The organism is Brevibacillus sp. MS2.2 (assembly GCF_013284345.1).
GTDB classification, from domain to species: domain Bacteria; phylum Bacillota; class Bacilli; order Brevibacillales; family Brevibacillaceae; genus Brevibacillus; species Brevibacillus brevis_C.
The window spans coordinates 189,772-215,638 of sequence record NZ_JABSUZ010000006.1 but is presented as its reverse complement, the minus strand read 5'-3'; the positions used below and the strand labels follow the sequence as shown (position 1 = coordinate 215,638).

Annotated in this window: 24 protein-coding genes; 2 read left to right on the top strand and 22 right to left on the bottom strand. The window is 47.4% G+C overall.

The annotated features are described in order from the left end of the window. Positions 1-195 precede the first annotated feature (195 nt). Positions 196-876 (top strand): endonuclease/exonuclease/phosphatase family protein, encoded by a 681-nt coding sequence (locus HP568_RS07950; RefSeq protein WP_173628802.1) that lies wholly within the window; start codon positions 196-198, stop codon positions 874-876. Here the strand turns inward: HP568_RS07950 and HP568_RS07945 are convergent. The 5 genes from HP568_RS07945 to HP568_RS07925 form a co-directional block, all read right to left on the bottom strand. Then, complete coding sequence (locus HP568_RS07945; protein WP_173628801.1) at positions 830-2,314, bottom strand: alkaline phosphatase family protein; 1,485 nt, start codon at positions 2,312-2,314, stop codon at positions 830-832. The two genes, HP568_RS07950 and HP568_RS07945, sit on opposite strands and share 47 nt — an antisense overlap. Before the next feature lie 125 nt (positions 2,315-2,439). Further along, positions 2,440-3,936 (bottom strand): S41 family peptidase, encoded by a 1,497-nt coding sequence (locus tag HP568_RS07940; protein ID WP_173628800.1) that lies wholly within the window; start codon positions 3,934-3,936, stop codon positions 2,440-2,442. After that, entirely contained in the window at positions 3,933-5,933 is a 2,001-nt protein-coding gene (locus HP568_RS07935) for an S-layer homology domain-containing protein (RefSeq protein WP_173628799.1), read from the bottom strand. Before HP568_RS07935 ends, HP568_RS07940 begins: the two co-directional genes overlap by 4 nt. A 56-nt stretch (positions 5,934-5,989) precedes the next feature. Then, the gene (locus HP568_RS07930; RefSeq protein WP_173628798.1) at positions 5,990-7,105 is read right to left on the bottom strand and encodes a Nif3-like dinuclear metal center hexameric protein; all 1,116 of its coding nucleotides are present in this window, start codon (positions 7,103-7,105) and stop codon (positions 5,990-5,992) included. Beyond that, entirely contained in the window at positions 7,081-7,815 is a 735-nt protein-coding gene (locus tag HP568_RS07925) for a tRNA (adenine(22)-N(1))-methyltransferase (protein WP_056491144.1), read from the bottom strand. The genes HP568_RS07930 and HP568_RS07925 overlap by 25 nt, the downstream gene beginning before the upstream one ends. A 381-nt stretch (positions 7,816-8,196) precedes the next feature. Between HP568_RS07925 and HP568_RS07920 the strand changes: the two genes are divergently transcribed. Next, positions 8,197-9,483, top strand: a complete 1,287-nt coding sequence (locus HP568_RS07920; protein ID WP_173628797.1) for a S8 family peptidase — start codon at positions 8,197-8,199, stop codon at positions 9,481-9,483. 79 nt (positions 9,484-9,562) lie between these two features. Here the strand turns inward: HP568_RS07920 and HP568_RS07915 are convergent, their stop codons facing one another. The 17 genes from HP568_RS07915 to yqfD form a co-directional block, all read right to left on the bottom strand. Next, a complete protein-coding gene (locus HP568_RS07915; protein WP_048032301.1) occupies positions 9,563-10,702 on the bottom strand; it encodes an acyl-CoA dehydrogenase in 1,140 nt (379 codons plus the stop codon). Between the two features lie 139 nt (positions 10,703-10,841). After that, positions 10,842-11,006, bottom strand: a complete 165-nt coding sequence (locus tag HP568_RS07910; protein ID WP_173628796.1) for a hypothetical protein — start codon at positions 11,004-11,006, stop codon at positions 10,842-10,844. A gap of 76 nt (positions 11,007-11,082) precedes the next feature. Further along, on the bottom strand, positions 11,083-11,997 hold the full coding sequence (locus HP568_RS07905) for a hypothetical protein (protein WP_173628795.1): 915 nt from the start codon (positions 11,995-11,997) through the stop codon (positions 11,083-11,085). Positions 11,998-12,090: 93 nt separating this feature from the next. Next, on the bottom strand, positions 12,091-13,221 hold the full coding sequence (rpoD, locus tag HP568_RS07900) for an RNA polymerase sigma factor RpoD (protein WP_012685780.1): 1,131 nt from the start codon (positions 13,219-13,221) through the stop codon (positions 12,091-12,093). Positions 13,222-13,255: 34 nt separating this feature from the next. Then, positions 13,256-15,130, bottom strand: a complete 1,875-nt coding sequence (gene dnaG / locus HP568_RS07895; RefSeq protein WP_048032299.1) for a DNA primase — start codon at positions 15,128-15,130, stop codon at positions 13,256-13,258. Between the two features lie 204 nt (positions 15,131-15,334). Continuing rightward, entirely contained in the window at positions 15,335-16,171 is an 837-nt protein-coding gene (locus HP568_RS07890) for a pyruvate, water dikinase regulatory protein (RefSeq protein ID WP_007727584.1), read from the bottom strand. An 11-nt stretch (positions 16,172-16,182) separates the two neighbouring features. Then, entirely contained in the window at positions 16,183-16,827 is a 645-nt protein-coding gene (ccpN, locus tag HP568_RS07885) for a transcriptional regulator CcpN (RefSeq protein WP_012685777.1), read from the bottom strand. Between the two features lie 122 nt (positions 16,828-16,949). Continuing rightward, on the bottom strand, positions 16,950-19,019 hold the full coding sequence (glyS, locus tag HP568_RS07880) for a glycine--tRNA ligase subunit beta (RefSeq protein ID WP_048032298.1): 2,070 nt from the start codon (positions 19,017-19,019) through the stop codon (positions 16,950-16,952). Further along, positions 19,012-19,944 (bottom strand): glycine--tRNA ligase subunit alpha, encoded by a 933-nt coding sequence (gene glyQ / locus HP568_RS07875; RefSeq protein WP_082195904.1) that lies wholly within the window; start codon positions 19,942-19,944, stop codon positions 19,012-19,014. Before glyQ ends, glyS begins: the two co-directional genes overlap by 8 nt. 312 nt (positions 19,945-20,256) lie before the next feature. Beyond that, entirely contained in the window at positions 20,257-21,030 is a 774-nt protein-coding gene (recO, locus tag HP568_RS07870) for a DNA repair protein RecO (RefSeq protein ID WP_173628794.1), read from the bottom strand. Continuing rightward, on the bottom strand, positions 21,021-21,176 hold the full coding sequence (locus HP568_RS07865) for a YqzL family protein (RefSeq protein WP_007727602.1): 156 nt from the start codon (positions 21,174-21,176) through the stop codon (positions 21,021-21,023). The genes recO and HP568_RS07865 overlap by 10 nt, the downstream gene beginning before the upstream one ends. Before the next feature lie 104 nt (positions 21,177-21,280). Then, positions 21,281-22,198 carry a GTPase Era gene (era, locus tag HP568_RS07860; protein ID WP_047072508.1) on the bottom strand — a complete coding sequence of 306 codons (918 nt, stop codon included), beginning with the start codon at positions 22,196-22,198 and terminating at the stop codon, positions 21,281-21,283. Continuing rightward, positions 22,191-22,589, bottom strand: coding sequence for a cytidine deaminase (locus tag HP568_RS07855; protein ID WP_048032296.1), 399 nt, complete (start codon positions 22,587-22,589; stop codon positions 22,191-22,193). Before HP568_RS07855 ends, era begins: the two co-directional genes overlap by 8 nt. A 157-nt stretch (positions 22,590-22,746) precedes the next feature. Continuing rightward, complete coding sequence (locus tag HP568_RS07850; protein ID WP_048032295.1) at positions 22,747-23,118, bottom strand: diacylglycerol kinase family protein; 372 nt, start codon at positions 23,116-23,118, stop codon at positions 22,747-22,749. 9 nt (positions 23,119-23,127) lie between these two features. Then, positions 23,128-23,637 carry an rRNA maturation RNase YbeY gene (gene ybeY, locus HP568_RS07845; RefSeq protein ID WP_254551069.1) on the bottom strand — a complete coding sequence of 170 codons (510 nt, stop codon included), beginning with the start codon at positions 23,635-23,637 and terminating at the stop codon, positions 23,128-23,130. A 3-nt stretch (positions 23,638-23,640) separates the two neighbouring features. Further along, entirely contained in the window at positions 23,641-24,612 is a 972-nt protein-coding gene (locus HP568_RS07840) for a PhoH family protein (RefSeq protein WP_048032293.1), read from the bottom strand. 55 nt (positions 24,613-24,667) lie between these two features. Then, positions 24,668-25,852 (bottom strand): sporulation protein YqfD, encoded by a 1,185-nt coding sequence (gene yqfD, locus HP568_RS07835; RefSeq protein ID WP_173628793.1) that lies wholly within the window; start codon positions 25,850-25,852, stop codon positions 24,668-24,670. Positions 25,853-25,867 lie beyond the last annotated feature (15 nt).

The window sequence follows — 25,867 nt, the reverse complement described above, 5'->3', positions numbered from 1 at the left end:
AAGATGAATCTGACTTCAAGTAAAACACAAGCTTATTTCACAGATTAATTCTATTCCGGTTTTCAAGGAGCATTTCATTCCATCTGTGCCTCAAGCAGAGGCGACGTTTTTTAATATAGCATAGACTAAAACCTAATGCAATAGGGAAAACTAAATAAGTTAAAAATAACGTCAAAACAAAGGAAGTGAACTAGGGTGCGTGTAGTCAGCTACAACATTCATAGCGGCCGTGACCTCTGGTGGCGAAAACGCCTGAACGAAATGACTCTGACTTTAAAGGACTTGAAACCAGACATCATCGGCCTTCAGGAAGTCCACCAAAACGGGAAGCATGGGTATCAGGCAAGCTACATCGCTGATCAATTACAATATCACCTGGCCTTCTCCCCTTCGATCGCGATAGGAGGCGGGTATTACGGCAATGCACTGCTATCAAAGTACGCGCTTGAAAATGTCGACGCCATCGTTTTGCCGGCCAGAAAAGAGCAGCGGACACTCCTGTATGCATCCTTTCAAGGATTCGGTCGTACGATTACGCTTTGCGTTACACACTGCAGCTTAAATCAAGTAAGCAGACTGGCCCAGCTACAGCTCATGTCGACGTTGATACAGCAACACGCAAAAGCCCCATTACTTCTAATGGGGGATTTCAACGCGAGTAATGTGTCCTTTACTCCACACCTGATGGACTGTGCTCTTGTCTCAGGTCAGGAAAAAAGACCAACACTTCCAGCCTTCCGCCGTCGTCTGGACTATATTTTTGCTTCTCATCACTGGAATATTGAGAACTACGAGTTGCTACCGGTCAATTGGTCGGATCATGTCCCCGTCATTGCCGATTTGAGGCTGACGGAATCCCCAGCTCTCGAAGAATAAAATCTTTGACATCTACCAGTCTTGCCGGGAGTGGAAACCTCTCCGAAGCACCTGCAATCACTAACGGAATCAGCGAATCTTGCTTATGCAGTGATCCGTGACTTCCTCCACCTAAATGCGTAGGAGCACTTTCCGATAAAAATTCATAGCTCTTGGCAGCAGTAACGACTACCACGTCAACGCTCTGCGAAAACAGCGCCCCATATAGTCGAGAAAAAGCATCTGGATATGTATCAAAAGAAAGACACTCTCCATCATATTGCACATCCAGCACGGAAACGTCCCCTTCAACAGACCAAGAAGAACCGTACGCATCTTGATACTCCCCATTGCGCCAAAAACACATTTCCTGTTGTGTTCCACCCCGACGCACCTTTACCTTCTCGCCCTCTTTCCAAGCAATTAAATCAATTCTTTCTTCCACACTAACCGCTTCTACAATAGAAAGTGGATCCGTTCCATTCACTGGGTACAAAAAAGTCATACGCTCATTATTGCAAATGACCACTTCCACGTCCGAAGTCACGTCAGTACCGAGCGCATGGATCGAAAAATTCGCCAGGAGATAATCTAATGGAATATTGTGGTCTTCACTTTCTCCAATGACGGTTTGTCCATGATCACTAATCAAAATACATACGTTTCTCTCCAGCATTTGTTCCCATGACGCGAAGCTATCCAACAAACGGGCCAATTGCTTGTCCACATCTGCCAAGTGCTGTACGGCATCCTCCGGGGAATTGTGGAGTTTATGATCATTCTCTGGCAGATAGACCAAAGTAAAATGTGGCTGCTGACCGCTGCGAATTACCTCAATCATAACATCGATTGCATACGCATCATTAATTCCATAGCCTTCCAAAGCAGATTGGGAGAAATCCCACGGGACGGTACGAAATAACGCCGGGCGCACCAGCGTCCCCATACTCATGATCGTTGGACCACTCACATGCTCTCGCAGGGAAAAAGATGTGATTGTATCAAGTAAGGTCGGCATTTTCACCTTATGCTGCTTATGTCCCCGATGGGCGATAACGTTGATGGAACCCGAGACGAGATTATTTTCTTCCAGTACCTCATGAATGGTTTTGACATCCTTGCTAAGATGACGTTCATTCAAATCAAATAGGACATTTTCTGCACAACTCGAAACCCCTATTTTCCGGACGGAATTGGCTCCATTAATATAATTCACCATCTTTTTCTGCTCTGCATCATACCAAACTAACCCCGGTACTTTGTGCTGATCGGGGTAAACACCCGTAATGAGGGAGCAATCTATCGAAGCCGTCATCGTAGGGAAAACGGTCACACAATCTGGTATGTACTGGCTATGCTCCATGAAAAACCGAAGTGCCGGTGCTTGATTGGCAGCAATGCATCGCTCCAGAACATCAGGCATCATGGAGTCGATCAGGAAAAGTATGACCTTTTTCATCCGGCTGCCACCCTTCTTGTCGTAGTAGTCATAGTCGCACTTGATAGTGTTCGATTTTCCATTACCGAGTATACGCCATGAAAAAGAAAAAGCCCCTGTTCGCCTAAAGCAACAGGGGACCATGCTCACGAAGTAAATGTGAGGGTGTTGATACCATTATTCGTTTGCAGTTTTAGTGCAGGGTACTTCTTCAAATACGGAGCAAATTCCACATAATCTTTTTCACCAATGGACGGATCACCCAGTAGATGCGAAAGTACAGCAGCTCGGATTTGCAGCCCTTGAGGTGTTTGTTTAAAGAGAGGATCTACCGTCGGGAAAGGAATTCCATTGATGACTGTATCACCTTCTGCATCACTCAGTTCCCACGTAGTGACGTTCAATGAATGGAGAGCTTCTACTACTTGTGCTCCATAATCCTCCACAACCATATCTGGTTGAAGCCCTACGTGGTTCACCACAGTATGCTTAGGAGTAAAATATTCATTCAGTGTAAGCTTCAGTGCGTCACCGTCCGACAATGGAATAACTTGTTGGGCGCTCCCTTTTCCAAATGTTTTGGTACCCACAAGTTTGGCGATGCCATGATCACGCAGCGCACCTGACAACAGCTCAGATGCAGAAGCTGTTCCACCGTTTACCAAAATTCGCACTGGAATGCCGATATCCTGCCCATTTCGTACCCACGTCTCTACCTCTACCCCATTACGATTCGTGGTGTACATAAGCAAGCCTTCTTCCATAAAGAGGCTCGCGATGTCCCGTGCTGTGGACAAGTATCCCCCGCCATTATCACGCAGGTCTAACACCAATCCGGACAACGGTTTTTGCACGCGGGAAAGCTCTGCAAGCTTATCCCTTACCTGGATGGCTCCTTCTGATCCGAAAGTTTCAAGACTGATATAACCAACCGCGCCTTTCGTAAACATCTGTCCTTCCGCTTCCGGCAAGGTCATGGAGGCACGCTTCAGCTTTACCTGGTGCTCCCGTTTGTCGGATGGACGATACACAGTAAGAACGGCTTCGGTCCCTTCGTTGCCCTTCAAATAAGCATACGCTTCTTCAAAAGTCTTTCCAACCAGCGAGGTCTCATTTACTTTGATCAATTGATCGCCTCGTTGCAACGAAGATGCTGCTGCTGGAGAATTCGGAACGATTTCACGGATGATAATATGTTCATTTTGCAGCCGCAGACGAAAGCCAAATCCAACAAATTGATTCTCAACATCAGATTGGAACAAACGCAATTCATCTTGAGTAAAAAATACGCTGTGCGGGTCATTGAGTGTGGAGAGCATTCCTTCAATCGCCCACGTGTTCATCGTCGGCGTATCAAACCCGCCTTTCTTCTGCCATTCTGCAAGCCTCAATTCCAACTCGTCCCAAGTATCATCTTCTTCAGAAACTTTGAACTGAAGCTGTTTTTTCTGATTAGCCTGCTCACTGACCACCTCTAGAGCCCCTTTTACCAATTGTTTGGCTGCCGGTTTGCTCAAGTGGCTCTCCATGACGTGCTGGAACACTTCTTCTGTTTCTTCGTAAGGATACTCTGCCGCTTGCACAGGAAGAACAGTTGTTAGTAGCAGGACAGTTGCTACTGCCCATTGACTAATTCGCTTCATGGTGCCACCCCTTTTCGAACATCATCAGGTATCGAGAATGCAACATTGCTTGTAAAGTCGTAATTGTCGGTACCCGAATAGGCTACATATTCGTCGCCCTCATAAATCTCTTCATAACGCCACGTATGTTTAACGATTTGGTCGCTAACCCGATCAATATAATACTTGTTCATGAACAACGGAACGTCTTTCACTTTTCCTTGTCCAAGCGTAACCTTCTTGGATTTCTCTACTAACATAGACCCCGGAATCCACTCCGTAATGACATCGTACTCTCCGTATGATTGCTTGTAGTAGCGAGCATGAAGCTCCTTGGCACGATCGGCTACCTTGACAGCACCAACCCACTCGTGCAAAAAGTCAACGTTGTCCGTTCTATTCTTGTCCCATGTATGCCGATCCGTATCATACGAGTATTGCGTATTTGTTTTCCCGTCTGTATAGGAGAGCAACTTGTCTGATATTAGTTTTTGCGGAGATTGATAAAAGCCGGAAATTCTGCTTATTTGTTTCTCCTTGTTAATATCCTGCGTGTATGAGAACGTCAATCCACTCAACACCGCTTCACCCTTCACTTGGTAGGTGTCGGCATTGTCCAACTGGCGCAAAGAGTATCCCAAATCAGAAATAATAGCTGGTTGTTCTTTTAAAGACGCAAACTCTTGGCGCAACATTTTGTGCAACTGATTCATTCTGCTGTCTGACGCTTTCGGTTTCATCGCAGCAAGAACTTCTTCTGCTTCCTGGATACGCCCCTCCTGCAAATAATAGTAGGAAGTATTCAACAATGCCTCCGGGCTCCTGTCGGCAAATCGCTGGTAACGTTCCAACGCTAGCTCTACCTGACCACTCCTGATTTCCAGTGCCCCGACATACAAGGCGAGCGTTTCCCATTCTTTGGAATCTTGCTTCACTTTTTGCTCATAAGCACTGAGTCGGTCGAGTACTTTTTTGTATTGGCTTTGATCCTTGTTCCCTAGCTGCAAGGCAATATCATACACATTGGCACTCAATAGCCCGAGTGTATCAGGGAGAATGATTTTGTCTTCGAAGTAGGCGTCGATAGCAAGAAAAGCTTGCTCCAGATTGGTTTCAATCGGTGTTTCAGGATTCCAGCTTAATAAATAGTGAACACCGACTTGATTCGGGAAAGAGGAATCGGCCAGCTTGCTTAGCTGTTCAAATGTCTCCTCACTATCATTTCTACTGCGAATAGCGGCAGCCGCATCTACATAAATCTGTTCTTCTGTTGTTTTGGGATCTGTATAGGTTGCGAATAACGGCAATACCTCTTCGATATCCGGGACCATCGGGAACTTTTTCCCATCGTAATCCAACAGAGGCATGATTCCATCCTGAAGGAAATAATTCACCATGCGATCAGCTGCGACAGCAGCATCTCCCCGCTTCACCCGATCCGTTTTTTCTCCCTCTAGCCATCCCCAGGAACGCACTTCTTCCCAAGCATTTTTACTATCTGGAGACATCGTGAACATTTGCAATATCTTGGCAGCCTCTTCGTTGGTGATCGGCTGATTCGGCTTCATCATCTCACCAGGAAATATGTACTGAATTGCATTTGGACCGTACAGTCTATCCAAGATCGTGGAAATGCGCAGCGTTGGTTTGTACATCCACGTCAGGCGATCGACATCTTTATACGGCAAATACGGTTCCTGAAAACCTTCTGCTCGCGCCCACTCCGAATGCTCGGATAAGAAAGTAAGCGGATAGATATGGTACTGTCCACCGTAGTAAAGACGATCGATCATGACAAGAAATTCCGCACGCGTCATGTCACGATTTGGGTAAAACTTCGAAACATTTGGACCAGCCTCAAACAAACCGAGCTGCACACCTTGAATGATTGCGTTTCTCGCCCAGTGCTTGCTGATGTCATTGTATGGCAATAAGCCCCCAGCCGCTGATGCGACGCCGGGGGTGAGTAAGCTTAACGTCAGTAATCCACAAGAAATTGTCCGGATTAGTTTCTGCACATAAAATCCTCCTACACTTCATCTGGCAGGAAACATAAGGTTGATCCTGCTACGTCTTATACAAACTGGAACGGATCTGTGTGCACACGCGAAGGAATAACCTCTGTTTCGTAACCATTTGCCTGCAATTGTTCAAGCAAGATGGTCGCCAGTTTTTCCTTCATGATTTTTTCGATATTGTGACCAGCATCTACAATCGACAAGCCTTCTGCTTGTGCATCATGTGCAGTGTGATAACCAATGTCTCCGGTTAAATAAACATCCGCGCCCTTAAAAATTGCTTTGGAAACAAAAGAGCTACCGTCGCCACCTACTACCGCTACTTTCTTGACTGTCGCATCCAAGTCACCAACTACGCGCAGGCCATGGAGGGAAAACCGTTCCTTGACGAGTAAAGCAAATTCACGCAGCGTCAGTGGTGCAGGCAGAGTACCGATTCGCCCAATCCCGTATGCGGTTCCGGACTGCTCCAAGGGAATGATGTCATAGGCGACTTCCTCGTAGGGATGGGCAGCAAGCATTGCTTTGACCACAGCCGATTGCTTGGACGCGGGAACGATCATCTCGATGCGAACTTCCTCTGCTTTTTCCAATTGACCTGTCGAACCGATATAGGGATTCGTTCCTTCCCCAGGTAAAAAGGTTCCAGTGCCTTCTGTCTGAAAAGAACAGTGGCTATAGTTGCCTACATGCCCTGCACCCGCTTCAGCAAGTGCGGAAAACACTGCTTCCTTATGGGTAGCGGGTACGAATACGATGAGCTTCTTCCAAGCCTCTCGTGAAAGTACATCTAGTACATCTACGTCAGTGAGTCCAACCGCTTCTGCGAGCCAATCGTTCATTCCCCCATACGCAACATCCAAATTGGTATGGGCCGTGTATACCGCAATGTCGTGCTTGATCAGCTTTTCGAACACGCGTCCTGCGGCGAGATCCGTCCGGAGGTGTTTGAGTGGTCGATAAATGACGGCATGGTGAGCCACAATTAGGTCTACACCCTCTGCAATTGCTTCATCCACCACAGATTCCAGCACGTCTAGTGCGATCATCACTTTTTTCACCTTTTTTTGCAAGGTTCCTACATGAAGGCCAATCTTGTCGCCTTCCATCGCCAACGATTTAGGTGCCAGACGTTCTACATATTGGATTACTGTTTGTCCGTGCGCAAGCATGCGATCACCTCATCGATCCATTTTACTTCTGCTTCGATTTCTTTGATTCGTTCTGCTGCTTCCGGCTTGTCCGAACGCTTTAATTGAACGATGACCTTTTGCCATTTTTCTTGCTCATGCAGCCACTTCTCTCGTAAAACCTCTGATTTTTCTTCCCAAAGAAATGGACCAATGCGCAGGAGCTCATGCTGTGTACGATCTTTGCCCTCATAAGGCAAGATAGGATTGCCTCGTTCTGCGACGAGAATCTCATAAATCACGCCGTCCTCCTGCAAAATGGACTCCGCGATTAACTGCCAACCATTTTCTATCATCCACAGGCGAACCGCTTCTTCCCCTACGTTTGGTTGCAGAATCAGGCGTTGCACACCTTCCAGTTTGTCTTTTCCTGCTTCCAAAATGGAAACGATCAATTGGCCTCCCATCCCAGCAATGCAGATCACATCTGCTTCGCCAGGCTGTACTACCGCGAGCCCGTTTCCTTTACGCACCGAAGCGCGATCTTTAACCTGCAATGTATGTATTTGTTTTTGTGCCGCTTGAAAAGGCCCTTCATTCAACTCGCCTGCGATCACGAAAGAGGCAATTCCTTTTACAAGCAAATAAGAAGCCAACAACGCATGATCCGACCCGATGTCGGCGACGCGGGCTCCTTCTGGACAATAGCGGGCAATCGTTTGTAGCCGCTTGGATATTGATACTGATGTCATCTGTATATTCACCTTCCGTTGCCTCTATTCTACCCTATTTGGCAGCAATTGCGAAATGCTAATTCCCTAACAGATGATCAGCAAAGAACGACAAAATCCTCGCTCTTGTACCCAGCAGGGACCAGGCACTAACGGAGACGCTTGGATAGCAGTCGGGGGGCTTACAGGTGGACATACCTCGGATGAAGTGTTCGGAATTACAAGCAAATTTTTTAAATATAATCATGTTTTATGGTATTTTATGTAATTTAACTTAATTTTTAGGAAATTGTGAACTTTATTTTAATAAATAAATATTTACAATTTTTTTACAGATATGTATATTAACGCCATGCACATCATGAACTACACAAACTAAATATCTTTAAGGAGGAGAATAGTTTGAAAAAAAGAACCGGCAAGTGGTGGGCAATGGGATTACTTTCTTCGGCGCTAGTGATGAGTGTCTTCACTGGTGTGGGGGCAGCCAGTAATGATTCAACCAATGAATTCAGTGGATTAGGTACTGCGCGGGTATTAATTCAGTCAGATTCAGATGTAAGAACCGGTTATTTTGCTGGACCTTTGGAAGTACGCCATGATTTTGGAGGAGAGGGCTTTACCCTCGATGTAGATAGCGATCAACTTAACCAACTGAAAAGCGATCCCAACGTAAAAATTACCGTGTTGAAAAAATTTAAGATCGCTGAGTATATAGAAGAAGATCAGGTAAGCGAACCAGAATTCTCTCCTGCGGCAGTCGTTCCGTGGGGAATTAAAGCAATCTATAAGAACCAGTCCCTCTCCGCTGCGACTGGCGGTGCAGATGTTCGTGTTGCAGTCCTGGATACTGGCGTGTATACACAGCACCCGGACCTAACTGCTAACGCAGAGCAGTGCAACGATTTCACGCAAGCTTCTCCTGTTGTTACTGGTGCTTGCAATGATGCGCATGGTCATGGAACACACGTCGCTGGAACTGTACTCGCTGACGGCGGCGGTGGCGCTGGTATTTATGGTGTAGCACCAGATGCGAAGCTATGGGCATATAAAGTATTGGATGATTCAGGCTCGGGCTATGAGGATGACATTGCCTTTGCCATTCGTTACGCTGCTGACCAGTCCGCTCAATTAGGCGTGAAAACGATCATCTCTATGTCCCTTGGCTCTAGCGGTAAGAGTACCCTTATGGCAAATGCCATCACTTATGCAAACCAAAAAGGTGTATTAGTCGTCGCTGCGGCTGGTAACTCTGGACCGACAGTGAATAGCATTGGCTACCCTGGAGCATTAGTGAATACCGTTGCCGTAGCAGCGTTAGAGAATGTTCAACAAAACGGAACCTACCGTGTGGCTGACTTCTCTTCTCGTGGCAAGAGCGGGCAAGCGGGAGACTACGTGATTCAAGAGCGCGATGTGGAAGTATCAGCACCAGGACGCGCTATTCAGTCTACATGGAATAACGGAGGCTATAATTCCATTAGCGGAACCTCCATGGCAACACCGCACATTTCAGGTTTGGCTGCAAAAATCTGGGCATCCAATCCATCTTGGAGCTATCAAGATGTTCGCGTAGAATTGCAAAAACGTGCGAAAGCAAATGACATCAAAGGTGGCTCAAACTCTGCTGTAGGAGACGATATCGCTAGCGGATTTGGATTCCCAACTGTACAACCAGGCGATCAATAAAAAGTAAAAAACAAAAAAAGAGCCATGGCTGTCAGTTTTCGCTGGCAGTCATGCTCTTTCATTATCAAACACGAAAAGGCTAGCAACCGATTTCTCTTGCGATAACATTACGTAAAATCTCTGAAGTCCCCTCGCCGATCTCCAGCAGCCGGGCATCGCGGAAAAATCGCTCCACCTGATACTCCCGCATATAACCATAGCCACCGTGAATCTGAATGGCCTGATGAGTAGCAGACATGGCAATCTCCGAAGCATACAATTTTGCCATTGCTGCTTCTTTCGTAAATTTGCGACCATGATCCTTCAACCACGCTGCTTTATACACCATCGTTCTCGCCAGCTCAATTTGCATCGCCATATCCGCAAGCTTGTGCTGAATCGCTTGAAAATGACTCAAGGAGTTACCAAAAGCAGTACGCTGCTTGGAGTATTGCAGCGCCTTGTCGTAGGCAGCCTGTGCAATTCCTACTGCCATAGCCCCGATCCCGATTCGCCCACCATCAAGTGTAATGAGGAACTGCTTGAAGCCTTCGCCCCTCTTCCCAAGGACGTTTTCCTCTGGCACCCGGACATTTTCAAGAACGAGCTCGGTCGTATTGGAGCTGTGTAAGCCTAGCTTTTCATAGTTCGCCAGCACTTGAAAACCAGGGGCATCTGTCGGAACGATAAAAGCTGTAATACCACGTGAGCCCTGCTCTTTGTCAGTCACAGCTGTCAAGGCGAGAAAAGAAGCATAGGAGGCATTGGTAATGAAGCATTTGGAGCCGTTAATCGTCCACTCCCCGTCAGCCAAGACCGCATTCGTCCTCGTACCACCTGCGTCAGACCCTGCATTCGGTTCCGTCAAGCCAAACGCACCAAAGCTTTCGCCCGAACAGATTTTGCTTAAATAGTTCAGCTTCTGCTCTTCCGTTCCGAACAAAGCAAGTGGAGCGCCACCTAATGAAATATGCGCCGAATACGTGATTCCTGTAGATCCGCATGCACGACTAAGCTCTTCTACAACGATCGCAAAACTCGTAGAATCGGCTCCCGCCCCCCCGTATTTCTCAGAGAAAGGAAGACCCATCAAGTTCAGCTCGCTCATCTGCTTGAATATTTCGACAGGAAATTGTTTAGTTTGATCGCGTTCATCTGCTCCTGGTGCCACTACCTCATCAGCAAATTCGCGCATCATTTTTTTCAACATTTGTTGTTCTGAAGTCAAATCGAAGTTCATAATCGCTGCCCCCTTGAAAACGCTTTAGTAAAGAACCATCAAGAAACACACAATTTTGACTGAGCGTTTGTTCAGAATACTCTTACCATTATACACCACGATTTGAAATTCATGTGGTAAATTCTCAAAAAAAACACGCCTATGATCGGCGTGCTCCTAATAAAATCGCTCCCAAAAAAGATACAGAGGCTGCTATGAATCCGAGACTGTATGTATTTACACCCATAAACTTGGCTACTGTTTCTCCACCCAGAAAAAAAGCCGCCAGCAAAATACCGATTAATACTTTCCACTTGTTGTTCATCTATTCACCCCGTTTGCTCTCTTCTGAAATTGTAACAGATAAGCAGGGGGAGGAAAACGAGAAGTCACGCAGCGTGCTACAGTCGCAACCACGCATACCAATATCCTCGCGTGAAGAAAAACAAAGTTGACGCGATGAACACCTTAATGAACAGCAGCAATTGAATCATGTCCCGCTTCGCTGCTGGAATATACAGCGCCTGTATCTCTGCACCAAAGAAAAAGGCAAGTCCACATACAGCAAATACTCCCGCCCATTTTGCATTGGCCTTATTCATCAAGAAGCCCATACCTGTGAGCAAGCACGCAAGCGGTACCCAGTACAACTCCGATGTCCACCACGTATAATCCATCCCTACCCGATGCACGGTCGTAATGCCATACAAGATAGCCAAACCCAGTAACCCTGCATAGAGCAAATAAGCATATCCGAAAACAATGGCGCTGATGCACAGTAACATGCAAACGAAGCCTAAATAGAACAGGATAAACGGCATACTACCTTCCAATTTTTGGATACAATAAACGCCGCCCGCAATCAAGATCAGAAAAGACAAAGCCAGGAATAAATGCGTTAATGGCGGGGCCGACCTTCGATATACGAGTCCCAGAATATAGAAAACGAGAGCGAAACAGGCAAAGATGGTAATTTGCATTGGGGTTTGAAAACGGTTAAAATGAAAAGCAAGTAAGATCAAACCAGCAATGACAAAGGCACCAAGGAGCCATGCCACTACCATTTTCCCCGTCACTGGAGAGACAGTTCTAGGTGCATATGTATTTGTGACAGACGATGTTGAATTGACTTTTCCTGACAGCACACCCGGTGCCGTTCCCATTCGCTCAATCCCGCCTGCGGACGCCGGTGTATTTGGCCGATCCCCTTCTGTATACAGATTTAACAAGAAGATGCAGTAATGTTCAGGCAGTAAATGGTTGCGTCGCCAGTTTTCAATTTCGGCGATAATCGTGCGCTTGCGCTGGTCGTCCAACGCGGCCCCTCCTAACTACGACAAAAAGTGTTTACTTTCATGAATAAGAAAAGCCTACGTCGGCTAACGTAGGCCACATACTTCTTATATCGGTTATTCCAAGAAATCTTTTAAGCGTTTACTTCTACTCGGATGACGCAATTTGCGAAGCGCTTTTGCTTCGATCTGACGAATCCGTTCACGGGTTACGCCAAACACTTTCCCTACTTCTTCTAACGTCCGTGTACGACCGTCATCTAATCCAAAACGCAGACGCAGTACATTTTCTTCCCGGTCTGTTAATGTATCCAAAACGTCTTCCAACTGTTCTTTCAAAAGTTCATAGGCAGCTGCATCAGATGGCTCCAATGCATCCTGATCCTCAATGAAATCACCTAAGTGGGAGTCGTCTTCTTCCCCAATTGGAGTCTCCAGGGATACTGGTTCTTGAGCAATCTTCATGATTTCCCGAACTTTTTCCGGAGTGAGATCCATTTTTTCAGCGATTTCTTCTGGCATAGGTTCACGACCTAGCTCTTGCAGAAGCTGGCGGGAAACGCGGATCAATTTATTGATCGTTTCCACCATATGAACCGGAATCCGGATCGTTCTAGCCTGGTCTGCAATAGCACGGGTAATCGCTTGGCGAATCCACCAGGTCGCATACGTACTGAACTTGTAGCCTTTGCGATAGTCAAACTTTTCCACCGCTTTAATCAGACCCATGTTCCCTTCTTGAATCAAGTCGAGAAATAGCATGCCGCGTCCTACATAACGCTTCGCAATCGATACAACCAATCGCAAGTTCGCCTCAGCCAGACGTCTTTTGGCTTCCTCATCACCTTGTTCAATTCGCTGTGCCAGTTTAATCTCCTCTTCTGCGGAGAGCAGAGGAACTCGACCAATTTCCTTCAGATACATCCGTACAGGGTCATTGATCTTGATTCCAGGCGGAACGGAGAGATCGTCAAAATCAAATTCTTCGTTGTCCTCGTCCTTGATGATCATTTGATCGACTTCATCGTCGTCATCTTCATTCTCATTGTTGTTAATCTCAATGCCTTGATCACCAAGATATTCAAAAAACTCATCCATTTGATCAGAATCCTGCTCAAAACCTGCCAGACGAGCAGTAATCTCCTTATACGACAGTGCGCCGCGTTTCTTACCTAATTCGACCAGTTGTTCCTTCACTTGTTCGATGGACGTTGCTTCCATGTCGGAAGTAATATTTTGCTTGTTCATCTACTTTCCCTCCTTCCCCGGGAATGATCTGAAGCTACCCTTCTTTTAAAGCATTTTCCAATTCAAGAATCTTCATCCCTGTAACGGCTGCTTGAAGTTCAAGTTGTTTGCGCGCATCCTCGCTGTCCGCTGCGGCCGCTTGGAGGTGTAAGCTCCGCTGCTCATCGCGCAATCGTTCCAACTCGGCACGCTTCGGGTAGTTATTCACTTGTTTGATGTAGTCACCGATCTCTAATTCAGATACGTCGTTGTTGCACTCCATCATGGCCAATCCCGAGGCTAATTGCTTTAACAAATCGTCTTGCACATAATGTATAAACTTTCCAGGGTCTTCCGGGTTTCCCTCTGCATAGTAGGCGTACAGGTAGGCAGCCAGCGCATCGTGTTCATCCACTTGAAAGTGGGCGCTGCATTCATGTTGGACGCGGGCGGCTATTTCTTCGTTCCGCATCATGTAGTAAAGCAGCATGCGCTCAGCCGTGTGATAAGCGGGTGGCAGTGTTTTCGCGAGCGTAACTTTGCCATTATTTATACTATTATTCCATGCTGGCGTCACTTTATCCCTTTGGCGCTCACTTTTTTGCTGATTGTAAGCACGTTTGGACTCCCATTTGAGATCACCGAGAGTAAGGGAGTATTCTTCTGCCAATTGCCGTTGATACATGTCCCGTTCCACCGGGCTGTTGAGTTCGTTGATGATTTCGACCGCCTTCGCGATTAAGCGAGCTTTGTCCGTCTCATCTTTTATTACGAACTGACTGCGTAAATGTTTCAGACGGAAAGCCGTAATTGGCATCGCCTGTAACAATACCTGCTGGGAAAATGCTTCAGCCCCATGCTGGCGGATGTAATCATCCGGGTCCACTCCTTGTGGAAGTGGAGCTACTCGAACGATCAAACCGGCTTGCTGCAAAACGTGAATCGCTTTGCTCGTTGCTTCTTGTCCTGCAGCATCTCCGTCATAACAGAGTACAACTGACTCTGTATTGCGACGAAGAATTCTGGCCTGCTGCTCCGTCAAGGCTGTTCCCAAAGTGGCAATACCTTGCATAAAACCCGCCTGCCATGCCGATATAACATCGACATATCCTTCAAACAACAGCGCCTCTTTTTTCTTTCTAATAATGGGGCGCGCACGATGAAGATTAAACAGCGTAGCGCTTTTGTTGAACAAAAGGCTTTCCGGGCTATTCAGATACTTGGGTTGAGACTTTTGGTTGGAATTGGGCTTCGATCCTTGCAGTAACCGCCCACCAAATCCGATGACGTTACCTTGGGAATCCTGGATCGGAAACATAATACGACCTCGAAAGCGATCAAAGATTTTTCCTGCATCGCTCCTGGCCAAAAGCCCTGCCTCCACCATCAATTCCTGTGAAAATCCCCGCTTTGTTAACTGCTGCGTCACGAAATCCCAGGAATCCGGGGCGAATCCGATTTGGTATTCGGCGATTGTCGCCTCAGACATTCCGCGCTTTGCGAGATACTTCATCGCTTCTGCGCCATAAGGAGTTTTCGTAAGCACGTAGTGGTAGAGGCGTGAAACGAACGTATGCGCTTCCTGCATCGCATGTTTCATCCGTTTTTCAGGTGATTCCTCTACCTGCTGCGGCTGGGGCACAGATATCCCGGCACGCTCCGCCAATTTGTGCAGTGCCTCTGGAAAAGTCAATTGCTCCAGTTTCATTAAAAAGGAAAAGATATCCCCACCTGCTCCACAGCCAAAGCAATGAAAAAACTGTCGCTCTGCATTTACGTTGAAGGAAGGGCTCTTTTCAGAGTGAAACGGACATAGACCGAGAAAGGCACGACCGCTTTTTCTCAGTTGAACGTACTCTCCTACAACGTCTACGATGTCGACAGCGGCACGCACTTGATTTACAAATTCATCTGAAGTGGGACCAGTCATGTCTTTCCACCTTTATAAGGAGAATCGCACGTGAGAATATTTAGTTCGTCAAAATTCGTCAATTTCCTTCTTTACATCAAACTTCTTTTCTTCTTTTCTACTTTTCCACATTTCTAAGTGCAATAAACGTTGAGAAACTCACGCTATGATAAGTACCTCGGCTAATTGATTTTCTACAAAAAACGCCAAAATCCTTCTTTCGGCCTATTTCCTTTCATTACGGAGATTGTTTTTTCGAATCATCTCCAAAATGATATTTGCCGTTTCTTCCACTGCCTTGTTGGAAACATCAATAACGGTACATCCGAGGCGCTCAATAATGCGCTTGGAATAAGCCAGTTCTTCGGCAATTCGTTCGAGATTGGCGTAATTTGCTTGTGCTGTCAATCCCAGTGCCTTCAGACGCTCTGTTCGAATGCCGTTCAGTTGCTCCGGATTGATGGTAAGCCCAATACACCTTTCTATTGGCAGTTGGAACAATTCTTCTGGCGGCTCTACCTCAGGGACAAGCGGAACATTGGCAACCTTAAGTCGCTTGTTAGCCAAATACATGGAAAGTGGCGTCTTGGAAGTCCGCGAAACGCCAATCAAAACCACATCTGCGCGCAACAGGCCGCGTGGGTCGCGTCCATCGTCGTATTTGACGGCAAACTCGATGGCGTCTACTTTGCGGAAATACTCTTCATCCAGACGGCGTACCAAGCCCGGTTTTCCTGTTGGTGGCTCTTTTAACATGCCCTGCAATGTATTCATCAACGGCCCCATAACATCAAGAGCCGGAATTCCGTGAAGAGCAGCTTGTTGTGTAATATACGCATTCAGCTCCGGAATGACCAGAGTGAACACGATCATTGCCCGCGATTCTTTTGCCGATGCAATGATTTCGTCAATCGATTCCTTGTCTTCTATATACGGATACTTTTGTACATCAAACAAAAAACGATCAAACTGACTAGCTCCTGCGCGAACGACAAGTTCGGCCGTTTCGCCGATGGAGTCTGAGACTACATAGATGAGCTGTCCTTGCTGTTTACCTTGCATCGCTTCTCCTCCTACACTTTCGGTTCGCTACCCAATTCTACAAATGCTTTCGCGATCGTCGTCTTGGTGACGCGCCCCAACAGCTCCATTTGCTTCGGATCTTCCTCGCTAGGCCTTACGACAGGCAGCGAATCAATCTGAAAATCAATCAGCTTTTTAGCGGCTGCGTACAAGGTCTCATCAGGTGCGCATGTAATGATATTCGGCATCCTAGACATGATAATGCTGACCGGCACATCCTCCAGCGTCTTATTGCCTAAAGAAGCCCGCAGGAGGTCTTTTCGTGAAATCACGCCAGCCAAATATCCTTTTTGATTGACGACGAATAATGTGCCAACATCCTCCAAAAAGAGGGTAACGATGGCGTCGTAAGCCGAGGCGGATTCGGAAACCACAATCGGTACAGCCTTGTAGTCATTGACGAGAAGCTTGTGAAGCCGTTCACTTATGACTGAGCTTGCGGGTCTGCCGGCATAAAAATACCCGACCCGAGGTCTGGCTTCTAAATATCCTGACATTGTGAGGATGGATAAATCAGGGCGAAGCGTCGCGCGAGTCAAATTCAGTCGCTCCGCGATATGCTCTCCTGTTATCGGTCCGTCATCCTTCACTATCTGTAAGATGTGCTCTTGTCGTTTGGTAAGCTCGATGACCAATCACCCCGGTTCTGTCTTTACCTCTTCCTAGTATTACTCTATTCGACGGGATATTCCTTCTTTCACGCGGAAAAAAGGTGCCCCCGCCTGATTTTCAGACGAAGGCACCGGTTATATTTTGTTTACGCGAATACAACTTTGGAAAAATCTGCATAGCGATAAAGTACACGAGAAAGTTGCAAGAGAAGTCCCAGACGATTTGCACGAACAGCCTGATCTTCGGCCATAACCATTACCTTATCAAAGAATGCGTTGATCGGCTGGCGCAAGGTTGACAAGGTTGCGAGCACCTTCTCTTGATCCTTCAGACCCTCTACATCCTTCTGAACAGCTTGGAATGCCTGATACAAGGCACGTTCTACATCTTCTGCGAACAGAGCTTCGCTGACTTGGTCTGCTTCCGCTTTTTGTGCCAGATTGTTTACCCGGTTAAATTGCTCCACAATCAGCTTGAATTCTTCTGTTTGTACCGCTCCCATCAATGCTTTTGCTTTTGCCAGCACTTCTGGAACCAGTGTCAGGTCGGCAGCAAGAACGGCGTCAATGACATCGTAGCGCACGCCATGATCCTGCAAGACGTTTTTCAGACGGAGTGCGAAGAAGTCTACGAGGTCCTTTTTCACGTCTTCTGCTGCTCGCTTGTTTACGCCTTGCGCTACATAGCCTTCCATCGCGGCATTCCACAGATCGGCAAGAGAAATTTGCCAGTCGCGCTCCACCAAAATCGTAACGATCCCCGCTGCCATACGGCGCAGACCATACGGGTCCTGTGAGCCAGTAGGCACAATCCCGATCGAGAAGCAGCCTACGATCGTGTCCATCTTGTCAGCCAGACTGACGATAGCGCCTTGGGCGGAAGCTGGCATTTTGTCCCCTGCAAAACGCGGGAGGTAATGCTCGAATACGCCACTTGCTACGAGGTCAGTCTCACCCGCTTTACGCGCGTAATCTTCACCCATAATCCCTTGCAGTTCAGGGAATTCACCTACCATGTTGGTAACGAGGTCAAATTTTGCGATTTCTGCAATGCGGTCTACTTGTTTCGTCTCTTCCGCGCTCACACCCAGCTTGCTTGCCATTTGCGCAGCAGTTTTGCGTACACGGCGAACTTTATCACCGATTGTTCCCAGCTCTTCATGGTAAACAATTGTCTCCAAACGTTTCAGACAGCTTTCAATGGACAGCTTTTGGTCTTCCACGTAGAAGAAACGAGCATCAGACAGACGTGCGCGAAGAACTTTTTCATTCCCTTTCGCTACGTTTTCCAGAGCGCGGCTGTCACCGTTACGCACTGTCACAAAATGATTCAGCAATTGACCCTGAGCGTTTTCAACAGGGAAATAACGCTGGTGCTCACGCATGGAGGTCACCAAAACCTCACGTGGAATAGATAGGAATTCTTGCTCAAACGTACCGTACAGAGCGGTTGGATATTCTACGAGATGGACTACCTCATCCAGAAGTCCTTCGTCCATTGGAATCGTCCAGCCATTTTCCTTCTCCAAGCGATGAATCTGTTCTACAATGGCTGCTCTGCGCTCGTCCGGATTCACCATGACATACTGCTCAGCCAGCTTGCTCACGTATTCGCTCGGGTGATTCAACGTAACCTCTGTTCCCAAGAAGCGGTGTCCACGAGAAACGCGTCCGCTTTTTACACCTGCAATCTCCAGATCGATCAATTCATCGCCGAACAAAGCAACCAGCCAACGAATCGGACGAACGTATTTCAAATCGCGTGCGCCCCAGCGCATGTTTTTCGGGAAGCTCATGCTGGTAATCACTTCAGCCAGTTGCGGCAAAAGCTCGGTAGTCGGTTTTCCCGCTTCGGATTTACGAGCATGAACATACTCGATCCCGTTTACTTCTTTATAATACAGTTGGTCTGGCTCAACATTGTTGCTTCGTGCAAAACCGAGTGCTGCCTTGGACCAATTGCCCGCTTCATCTTGTGCGATTTTGCGTGCAGGACCCTTCGCTTCATCATTGCGGTCAGGCTGCTTTTCTGCCAATCCATTGATCAACAGGGCAAAACGACGAGGTGTCTCCAATGCCGTAATTTGATCAAACGGCACGCGTTCAGCAGTCAGCCACTTTTCTACTTTTTCCTTGAATTGTGCCGCTGCCTGTGCGACAAAACGAGCAGGCATTTCTTCCAAACCAACCTCTACGAGTAGATCGCGCTTACTCATTTGTATCCTCTCCCTTCACCTGATTCACTTGATCCGCAGCGTCTGCATTGCCTTTTTGCAAAAGCGGGAAACCGAGGCGCTCACGCTCTTTGTAGTAGGTTTGTGCTACTTCACGAGACAGATTACGTACACGAGCGATGTAGCCTGTACGCTCCGTCACACTGATGGCTCCACGCGCATCAAGCAAATTGAAGGTGTGGGAGCATTTCAGAACGTAGTCGTATGCCGGGTAAACCAGTCTCTGTGCCATCAGTCTTTTTGCTTCTGCCTCATACGTATTGTAGAGAGAGAACAGCATGTCGACATCAGACAGCTCAAATGTGTATTTGGAATGCTCGTATTCTGGTTGCAGGAATACATCACCGTACGTATATCCGTTGCACCATTCCAGATCAAACACATTTTCTTTCTCTTGAATATAGGAAGCCAAACGCTCCAGTCCGTAAGTCAGCTCGACTGCCACTGGTTTACATTCCAGACCGCCCACTTGCTGGAAGTACGTGAACTGTGTGATTTCCATTCCGTCCAGCCAAACTTCCCAGCCTAAGCCCCATGCGCCGAGACCCGGGTGTTCCCAGTTGTCCTCTACAAATCGGATGTCATGCTCAAGTGGCTCAATTCCGAGTTCGCGCAAGCTCTCCAGGTACAGCTCCTGAATGTTGTCCGGTGATGGCTTCATGATTACTTGGAACTGGTGATGCTGATACAAACGGTTCGGGTTTTCCCCATAGCGTCCGTCAGCCGGGCGACGGGAAGGCTCTACATATGCCACATTCCACGGCTCAGGTCCAATGGAACGAAGGAAGGTCATTGGATTTAGCGTACCTGCCCCTTTTTCAACGTCATACGGCTGGACAATGAGACAGTTTTGCTTTGCCCAAAAGTTTTGCAGCGTCAAAATGATGTCTTGAAATGTCATTTTCATGCTTTTTCCTCCTCTAAACTTTTTAGAACTTGGCTTTAAGTCGAAACTAAAAAAACCTCCCGCCTCTACACTGCCTGATGCGACAGTGTAGGGACGAGAGGATTCTCGCGGTTCCACCCTACTTGGCGAATGACTTCTTCGCCCACCTTACAATTAAATTGCTCCAGAACGCCCTTCATCAGCATGGCGACCGGGCTTCCACTATCCCCGATTCGCTATTCACAGCCAGTGGCCGACTACTCTTTTCCTTCACGGCAACATTCGGTATACAAGTTTGGTTCTTATCATAACGAAAACAAATTCGTATGTCAATTAGTCCTGATCTGTTTGGGTCATTCTTTCCATACGCTCCAGTTGTTCCAGAAATGCTCGACTTTTCAGCTTGAGATCCAAATACTCGTCCATGAAGCTACGCAGCACATGCTTGAGCTGGTTGCGTGTAGCCGGTTTTACTTCAATGTCACCAAGCCGCTCCAAATCAAATACCTGGAACAGCCGTAACAGCTTCCAGGTCGAGGGTGTAACTGCTATCGCATACGAATCGGAAGGCAAGCAAACTGGGCACAACAGCCCGCCCTGTCCCACACTGATCGCATAGGGCTCGCGCTGTTCGCCACAGTTTACACACGCTGTAAGCTGCGGGGATATCCCCGCTACAATGAGCATCTTGGTCTCAAAAATCCGACACAGGATCTCGGCATCTCGTCCTTCATCCAAATGGCGGAACGTATGAAGGAGTAGCTGAAACAAGTAGGGATTGGGCTCCTTTTCCTGCGTCAATCGATCCAACAGTTCTGCTATGTATGCGGCATAAGCCGTAGCAGTCAGGCTTTGCCGCATATCCCGGAACGAATCCAGCATATCTCCCTGAGAGAGATCGGGCATTCCTGTCCCGGGTCCTGCCTTGCATAGATAATAACTATGCGAAAACAACTGGGAGACGGCGGCAAGACGGCTTTTGGTCTTTTTGGCACCTCGGGCCATCACGCCTAATTTGCCGTTCTCCCGGGTAAACAATGTCACCACTTTACTGGACTCACCATAGTCCACACTGCGAATGACAATCCCTTCCCACTTTACAAGCATGCCTGCGTGTCACCCAATTCTTCCTGGGCGAGATCAAACGAGGCTTCCTCGCTGGAAACATCCGTTTGATGGTGATCACGGTAGAGAAGGTAAGCATGGATATCACCGGTTGAAGCGAAAACTCTCCAAGAAAAGTCACGAAGCATGGAGCATCATCCTTTCCTATATCGGGTCTATCCACTTCCTTCTTAGAATCACCTTTGCCCGTTATTCTATGCCTTGGAAAAATTAACACATCGCGCCGGGAATATTATTGCTCGTCGTAGAAACCGAAGTTACGCAGCATCCGCTCTTGGTTGCGCCAATCCTTTTTCACTTTGATCCAGAGCTCCAAAAATACTTGGTCCCCCATCAACCGCTCGATATCCTTGCGCGCACGTTGACCGATTTCTTTGAGCATCTGACCCTTTTGCCCAATCAAAATACCGCGCTGGGAATCCCGCTCTACGTAAATGGCGGCGTAAATGTAAAGCGTTTTACCATTTTCGCCTCGCTTCATCTCTTCAATTACGACAGCAATGGAGTGCGGTACTTCTTCTCTCGTCAAATGCAGAACTTTTTCCCGAATCAACTCGGCTGCTACAAAGCGTTCCGGATGGTCTGTCACCTGATCGGCAGGGTAATACATCGGGCCTTCTTCCATTTCGCCCAAAATAGCCTGCTGCAATGACCCTGTATTGTTACCTTCCAGTGCAGAGATTGGAACAATTTGCTTGAAATCATACAATTTGCGGTAATCGTCAATAATCGGCAGCAGTGCTTCCGGGTGCACCTTGTCAATTTTGTTGATGACCAAAAATACTGGCGTTTTGACCTGCTTCAACCGCTCGATGATGTAGTCGTCCCCGGCTCCGCGTTTTTCAGTTGCATCGACAACAAACAAAACGAGATCTACTTCATTCAATGTATTTTCGGCAACCGAAACCATGTAGTTTCCAAGTTTGGATTGAGGCTTGTGAATCCCCGGTGTATCCAAGAAAATAATTTGACCCTCTTCTGTCGTATGCACCGCTGTAATTTTGTTGCGTGTCGTTTGCGGCTTGTTCGACATGATAGCGATTTTATGTCCCACAATATGATTCAACAATGTTGATTTTCCAACATTTGGCCGTCCCACAATAGAAACAAAGCCCGATTTAAACGATTGCTTGGTCTTGCGATTATCCACGTAAATCCTCCTTGGTGAATGCGCCTGGAAGCAGGGCAGATACTGTTGTTTCCCAAATGTCGCCTTTGAGATTCGTCAAAAATACAGGCATGTCCGGCGGGCACAGCTCTGCCATGACTTGTCGGCAAGCTCCACATGGTGATACAGCTTGCGGTGTATCGGCAGCGACGGCTAATGCCTTGTAAGTCCGATCGCCTTCTGAGTACGCTTTAAAAAGAGCCGTACGCTCTGCGCAGTTGCACAGCGAGTACGCTGCATTTTCAATATTGCCTCCCAAATAAACCTTGCCACTCTCAGCTAAAAGAGCTGCTCCTACCTGAAACTTGGAGTATGGTACATAAGCGAGCTTTCTGGCTTCGATTGCTTGTGCTAATAATGATTGCTTATCCATTCTCATCATTCCTCATATGGTTGATCTTTAACATCATTTCACAACAGAATGTGTCCAATGAGACACGAAGAAACCAGACTGAAAGGTCAACTACAATGACCCGTCCGGTACCTTATTTTGGCTTATGAAAAACCTTCTTCTTCTCTACTAGTAAAAACTATCCCCATACTTTTTGCAACAGTGGCTGTCCAAATACGAGAACTCCAATGATAAGGGACAGAATCGCCGCCACAAGTACAGCTCCTGCTCCCACATCTTTGGCAATCTTCGCCTTGACGTGCCATTCCGGGGAAGCTAAATCAACGACTGCTTCAATCGCGGTGTTTACCAGCTCAAGGGAGAAAACCAGACCGATAGAAAAAAGGACCAGCAAAACATCGCTGCGGGGTATCTGCAGCCACCACGCTGCCGCCAGCACCACAATGGCTGCGGCTACGTGGATTTGCATGTTTCGCTGTGTCCGTACGGTATAGGAAATTCCTTGCAGAGCGTAGGTGAAGCTGCGAGTCAATCGTCGCCATTCCTTCAACGTAATCTCCTACCTCGTCAAGCCGATTTCTTCCAGCACCTTTTCTTGACGTGAAAACATTTCCTTCTCTTCTTCTGGCGTCCCATGATCATAGCCCAGAAGGTGAAGAAAACCATGAACCGTGAGAAATCCGAGTTCGCGTTCGAATGAATGGCCATAGTCTTCGGCCTGCTCATGTGCTTTTGGCACCGAGATGATGATATCTCCAAGCATATTCGGAAACTCGCTGGCCTCATCCTCATCGATGAAGATTTCCATTTCCCCTTCGCCCGGCTCGTTCATCGCAAAGGACAGAACATCCGTAGGCCGATCAACACCTCGATAGTCGCGATTCAACTCGTGGATGCGCTCGTTGTTCACCAACGTGACAACTACTTCTCCTTGTACGTCTTCCAGCTTTGCCGCTGCTTCCAGGCAACGGACAAGCAGGTTTTGCAAATTCTCATCGATCGATTCGATTTCTTCATGAAGGATTTCTACAGATAACACAGGTAAACGATCTCCTTTTTGTGACGCCATTTATTAATAGCCGTGTTCTACTTCTTCCTTGGCATAGGCAGCGATGATTTTTTGTACCAGACTGTGACGAACGACATCTCCCTCTTGGAAATGAATAAAGGCTACATCGGAAATCGGGCTTAAGATGCGCTGTGCTTCGCGCAATCCGGATTTCTTGCCTTTTGGCAAATCCACCTGGGTCACATCACCCGTAATGACCATTTTGGAACCAAAGCCAAGCCTGGTCAAAAACATTTTCATTTGCTCGGGAGTTGTGTTCTGGGCTTCATCCAAAATGACAAAGGAATCTTCGAGCGTACGACCACGCATGTACGCCAAAGGTGCAACCTCAATGAGTCCACGTTCCATCATTTTGGCGACTTGTTCATTGCCCAGCATGTCGTACAAGGCATCATAGAGCGGACGCAGGTAAGGGTCTACTTTTTCCTGCAAATCTCCTGGCAAAAACCCAAGGCTCTCTCCCGCTTCTACGGCCGGTCTGGTAAGAACGATCCGTTTGACACGCGCATTTTTCAACGCATTTACTGCTGTGACAACAGCCAAATACGTTTTTCCGGTCCCAGCTGGTCCAATTCCAAACACAATGTCATGCTTCTTGATCGCAGACAAGTAATGACGCTGGCCCAGAGTCTTTGCCCTGATTACTTTGCCACGTTGGGTACGAGCGACTTCTTCATCATACACATCGAGCAGTTGGGCACCTTCTCCCCGTTCAATCAACGACATCGCATAAGAGATGTCTCGTTCGGACAGGGCAATCCCTCTGCGAATTAACTGTAGCAGAATTTCAATCAACTCTGTCAGTTTGTCCACTTCCGGCTTATCCCCGCTAATAACCAGTTCGCCTTCTCGGGTCATGATTTTGGCGGAACTTCTTTGCTCGATCAGTGTTAGGTACGCGTCATGTGGTCCGAACAACAGCAAGGCCTCAGATGCGTCTGAAAACGGGATTCTTACCTCATCTTGTACGTGCAACAGGCTTCCATCTCCTTGCAACGGTAATCAGCAATGCGTCATTTGCTTGCCATCCTCACTGCCCAATGAAAGGCTGTTCAATGGCAATATCTTCAATGACGGAAAAATGAATGCTTACGTAAACTTTACCATTCTCTGTTGTGACGTGCAAAACTTTTTCGTCCTGAATGAACGCATCTTTTCCAGCTTTTTTCAAGATATCCTCCCTGGCAAATTTTTTAGCCAGTTCCATCGCTTCCTCCACGCTCATTTCTGTTTGAACGGGTGCTGTTTGCGCGTACGTTACTGTCTTCCAGCCAAGTGGAGAGGTATATCCCGCGTACGAGGGCAAAAACCGTTGTTCTGCCACTTCAGCTTGTGCAAAGGACTGTTTTTCAAATGGCCACACATAGATCGCATAGGGGCCTACAAGAAGGTATTGATGCTCCAGTTTTTCTCCCGTCAAACGATACATCGTTTGTTTTAGCGGGACCGATGTGTTACTCATATACCACACTTCCCCTTGCACCTTGCCTCGCGCTGATACTGCTTGTTGACGAGCGTCATTGCCAATGATCCCCGAGATGAGCACTTGGCCTTTTTCAACCAATTGATTGCTCACAACCTGACTGCGACCAACCTCCGGAAGAATTTTATGGACGACAGCCCTCTTTTTTGCTACAAGATGCCGTGGACCTGTTGCAAGCGGCTTTACGGGCGCCTCTTTTTCAACCACTTGAAGCATGACTTTGGTTCCTTGAATCTCGATTCCAACCCAAGACGCTTCAGGCAGCAGACTCAACAGCTCTTTTTGCAAAACCAACGGTTCTTTTAGTTTGACCTTCCATGCCCCTTCTTTAATCCCCACTTGTTCAGCGGCTTGAATCACTCGTCGCGGATCAACCATTTTGGTCCCACTCACTTCGACACTCCAAACAAAAGAGGAGAGCATGTACAATCCGATGAAAAAAAGGGCTGCCCCAATTGCCAATCCAGATCGTCTGCGTAACCGCAAGAGCCAGAAAGGTAGCCCGTCTCTTGCTTCGACGTGACTACGACAGCCTGTCTCTTTTAAAAGCGGTCGTAAACGAAAATAATCACGAATTAAAATATCGCAGCGAGTCACCTCTTCTCCTACTCTGCGAATATTCCAGATTCTAATCCCATCCCGCACGGCCATATTTAGCATCCGCTCAAATCGTTTTCCCCGAACGGTAATGGTTACATGTCCATCCACCCACTCCTTGATTCCATACCGCATACGTGCCGCCCCCTC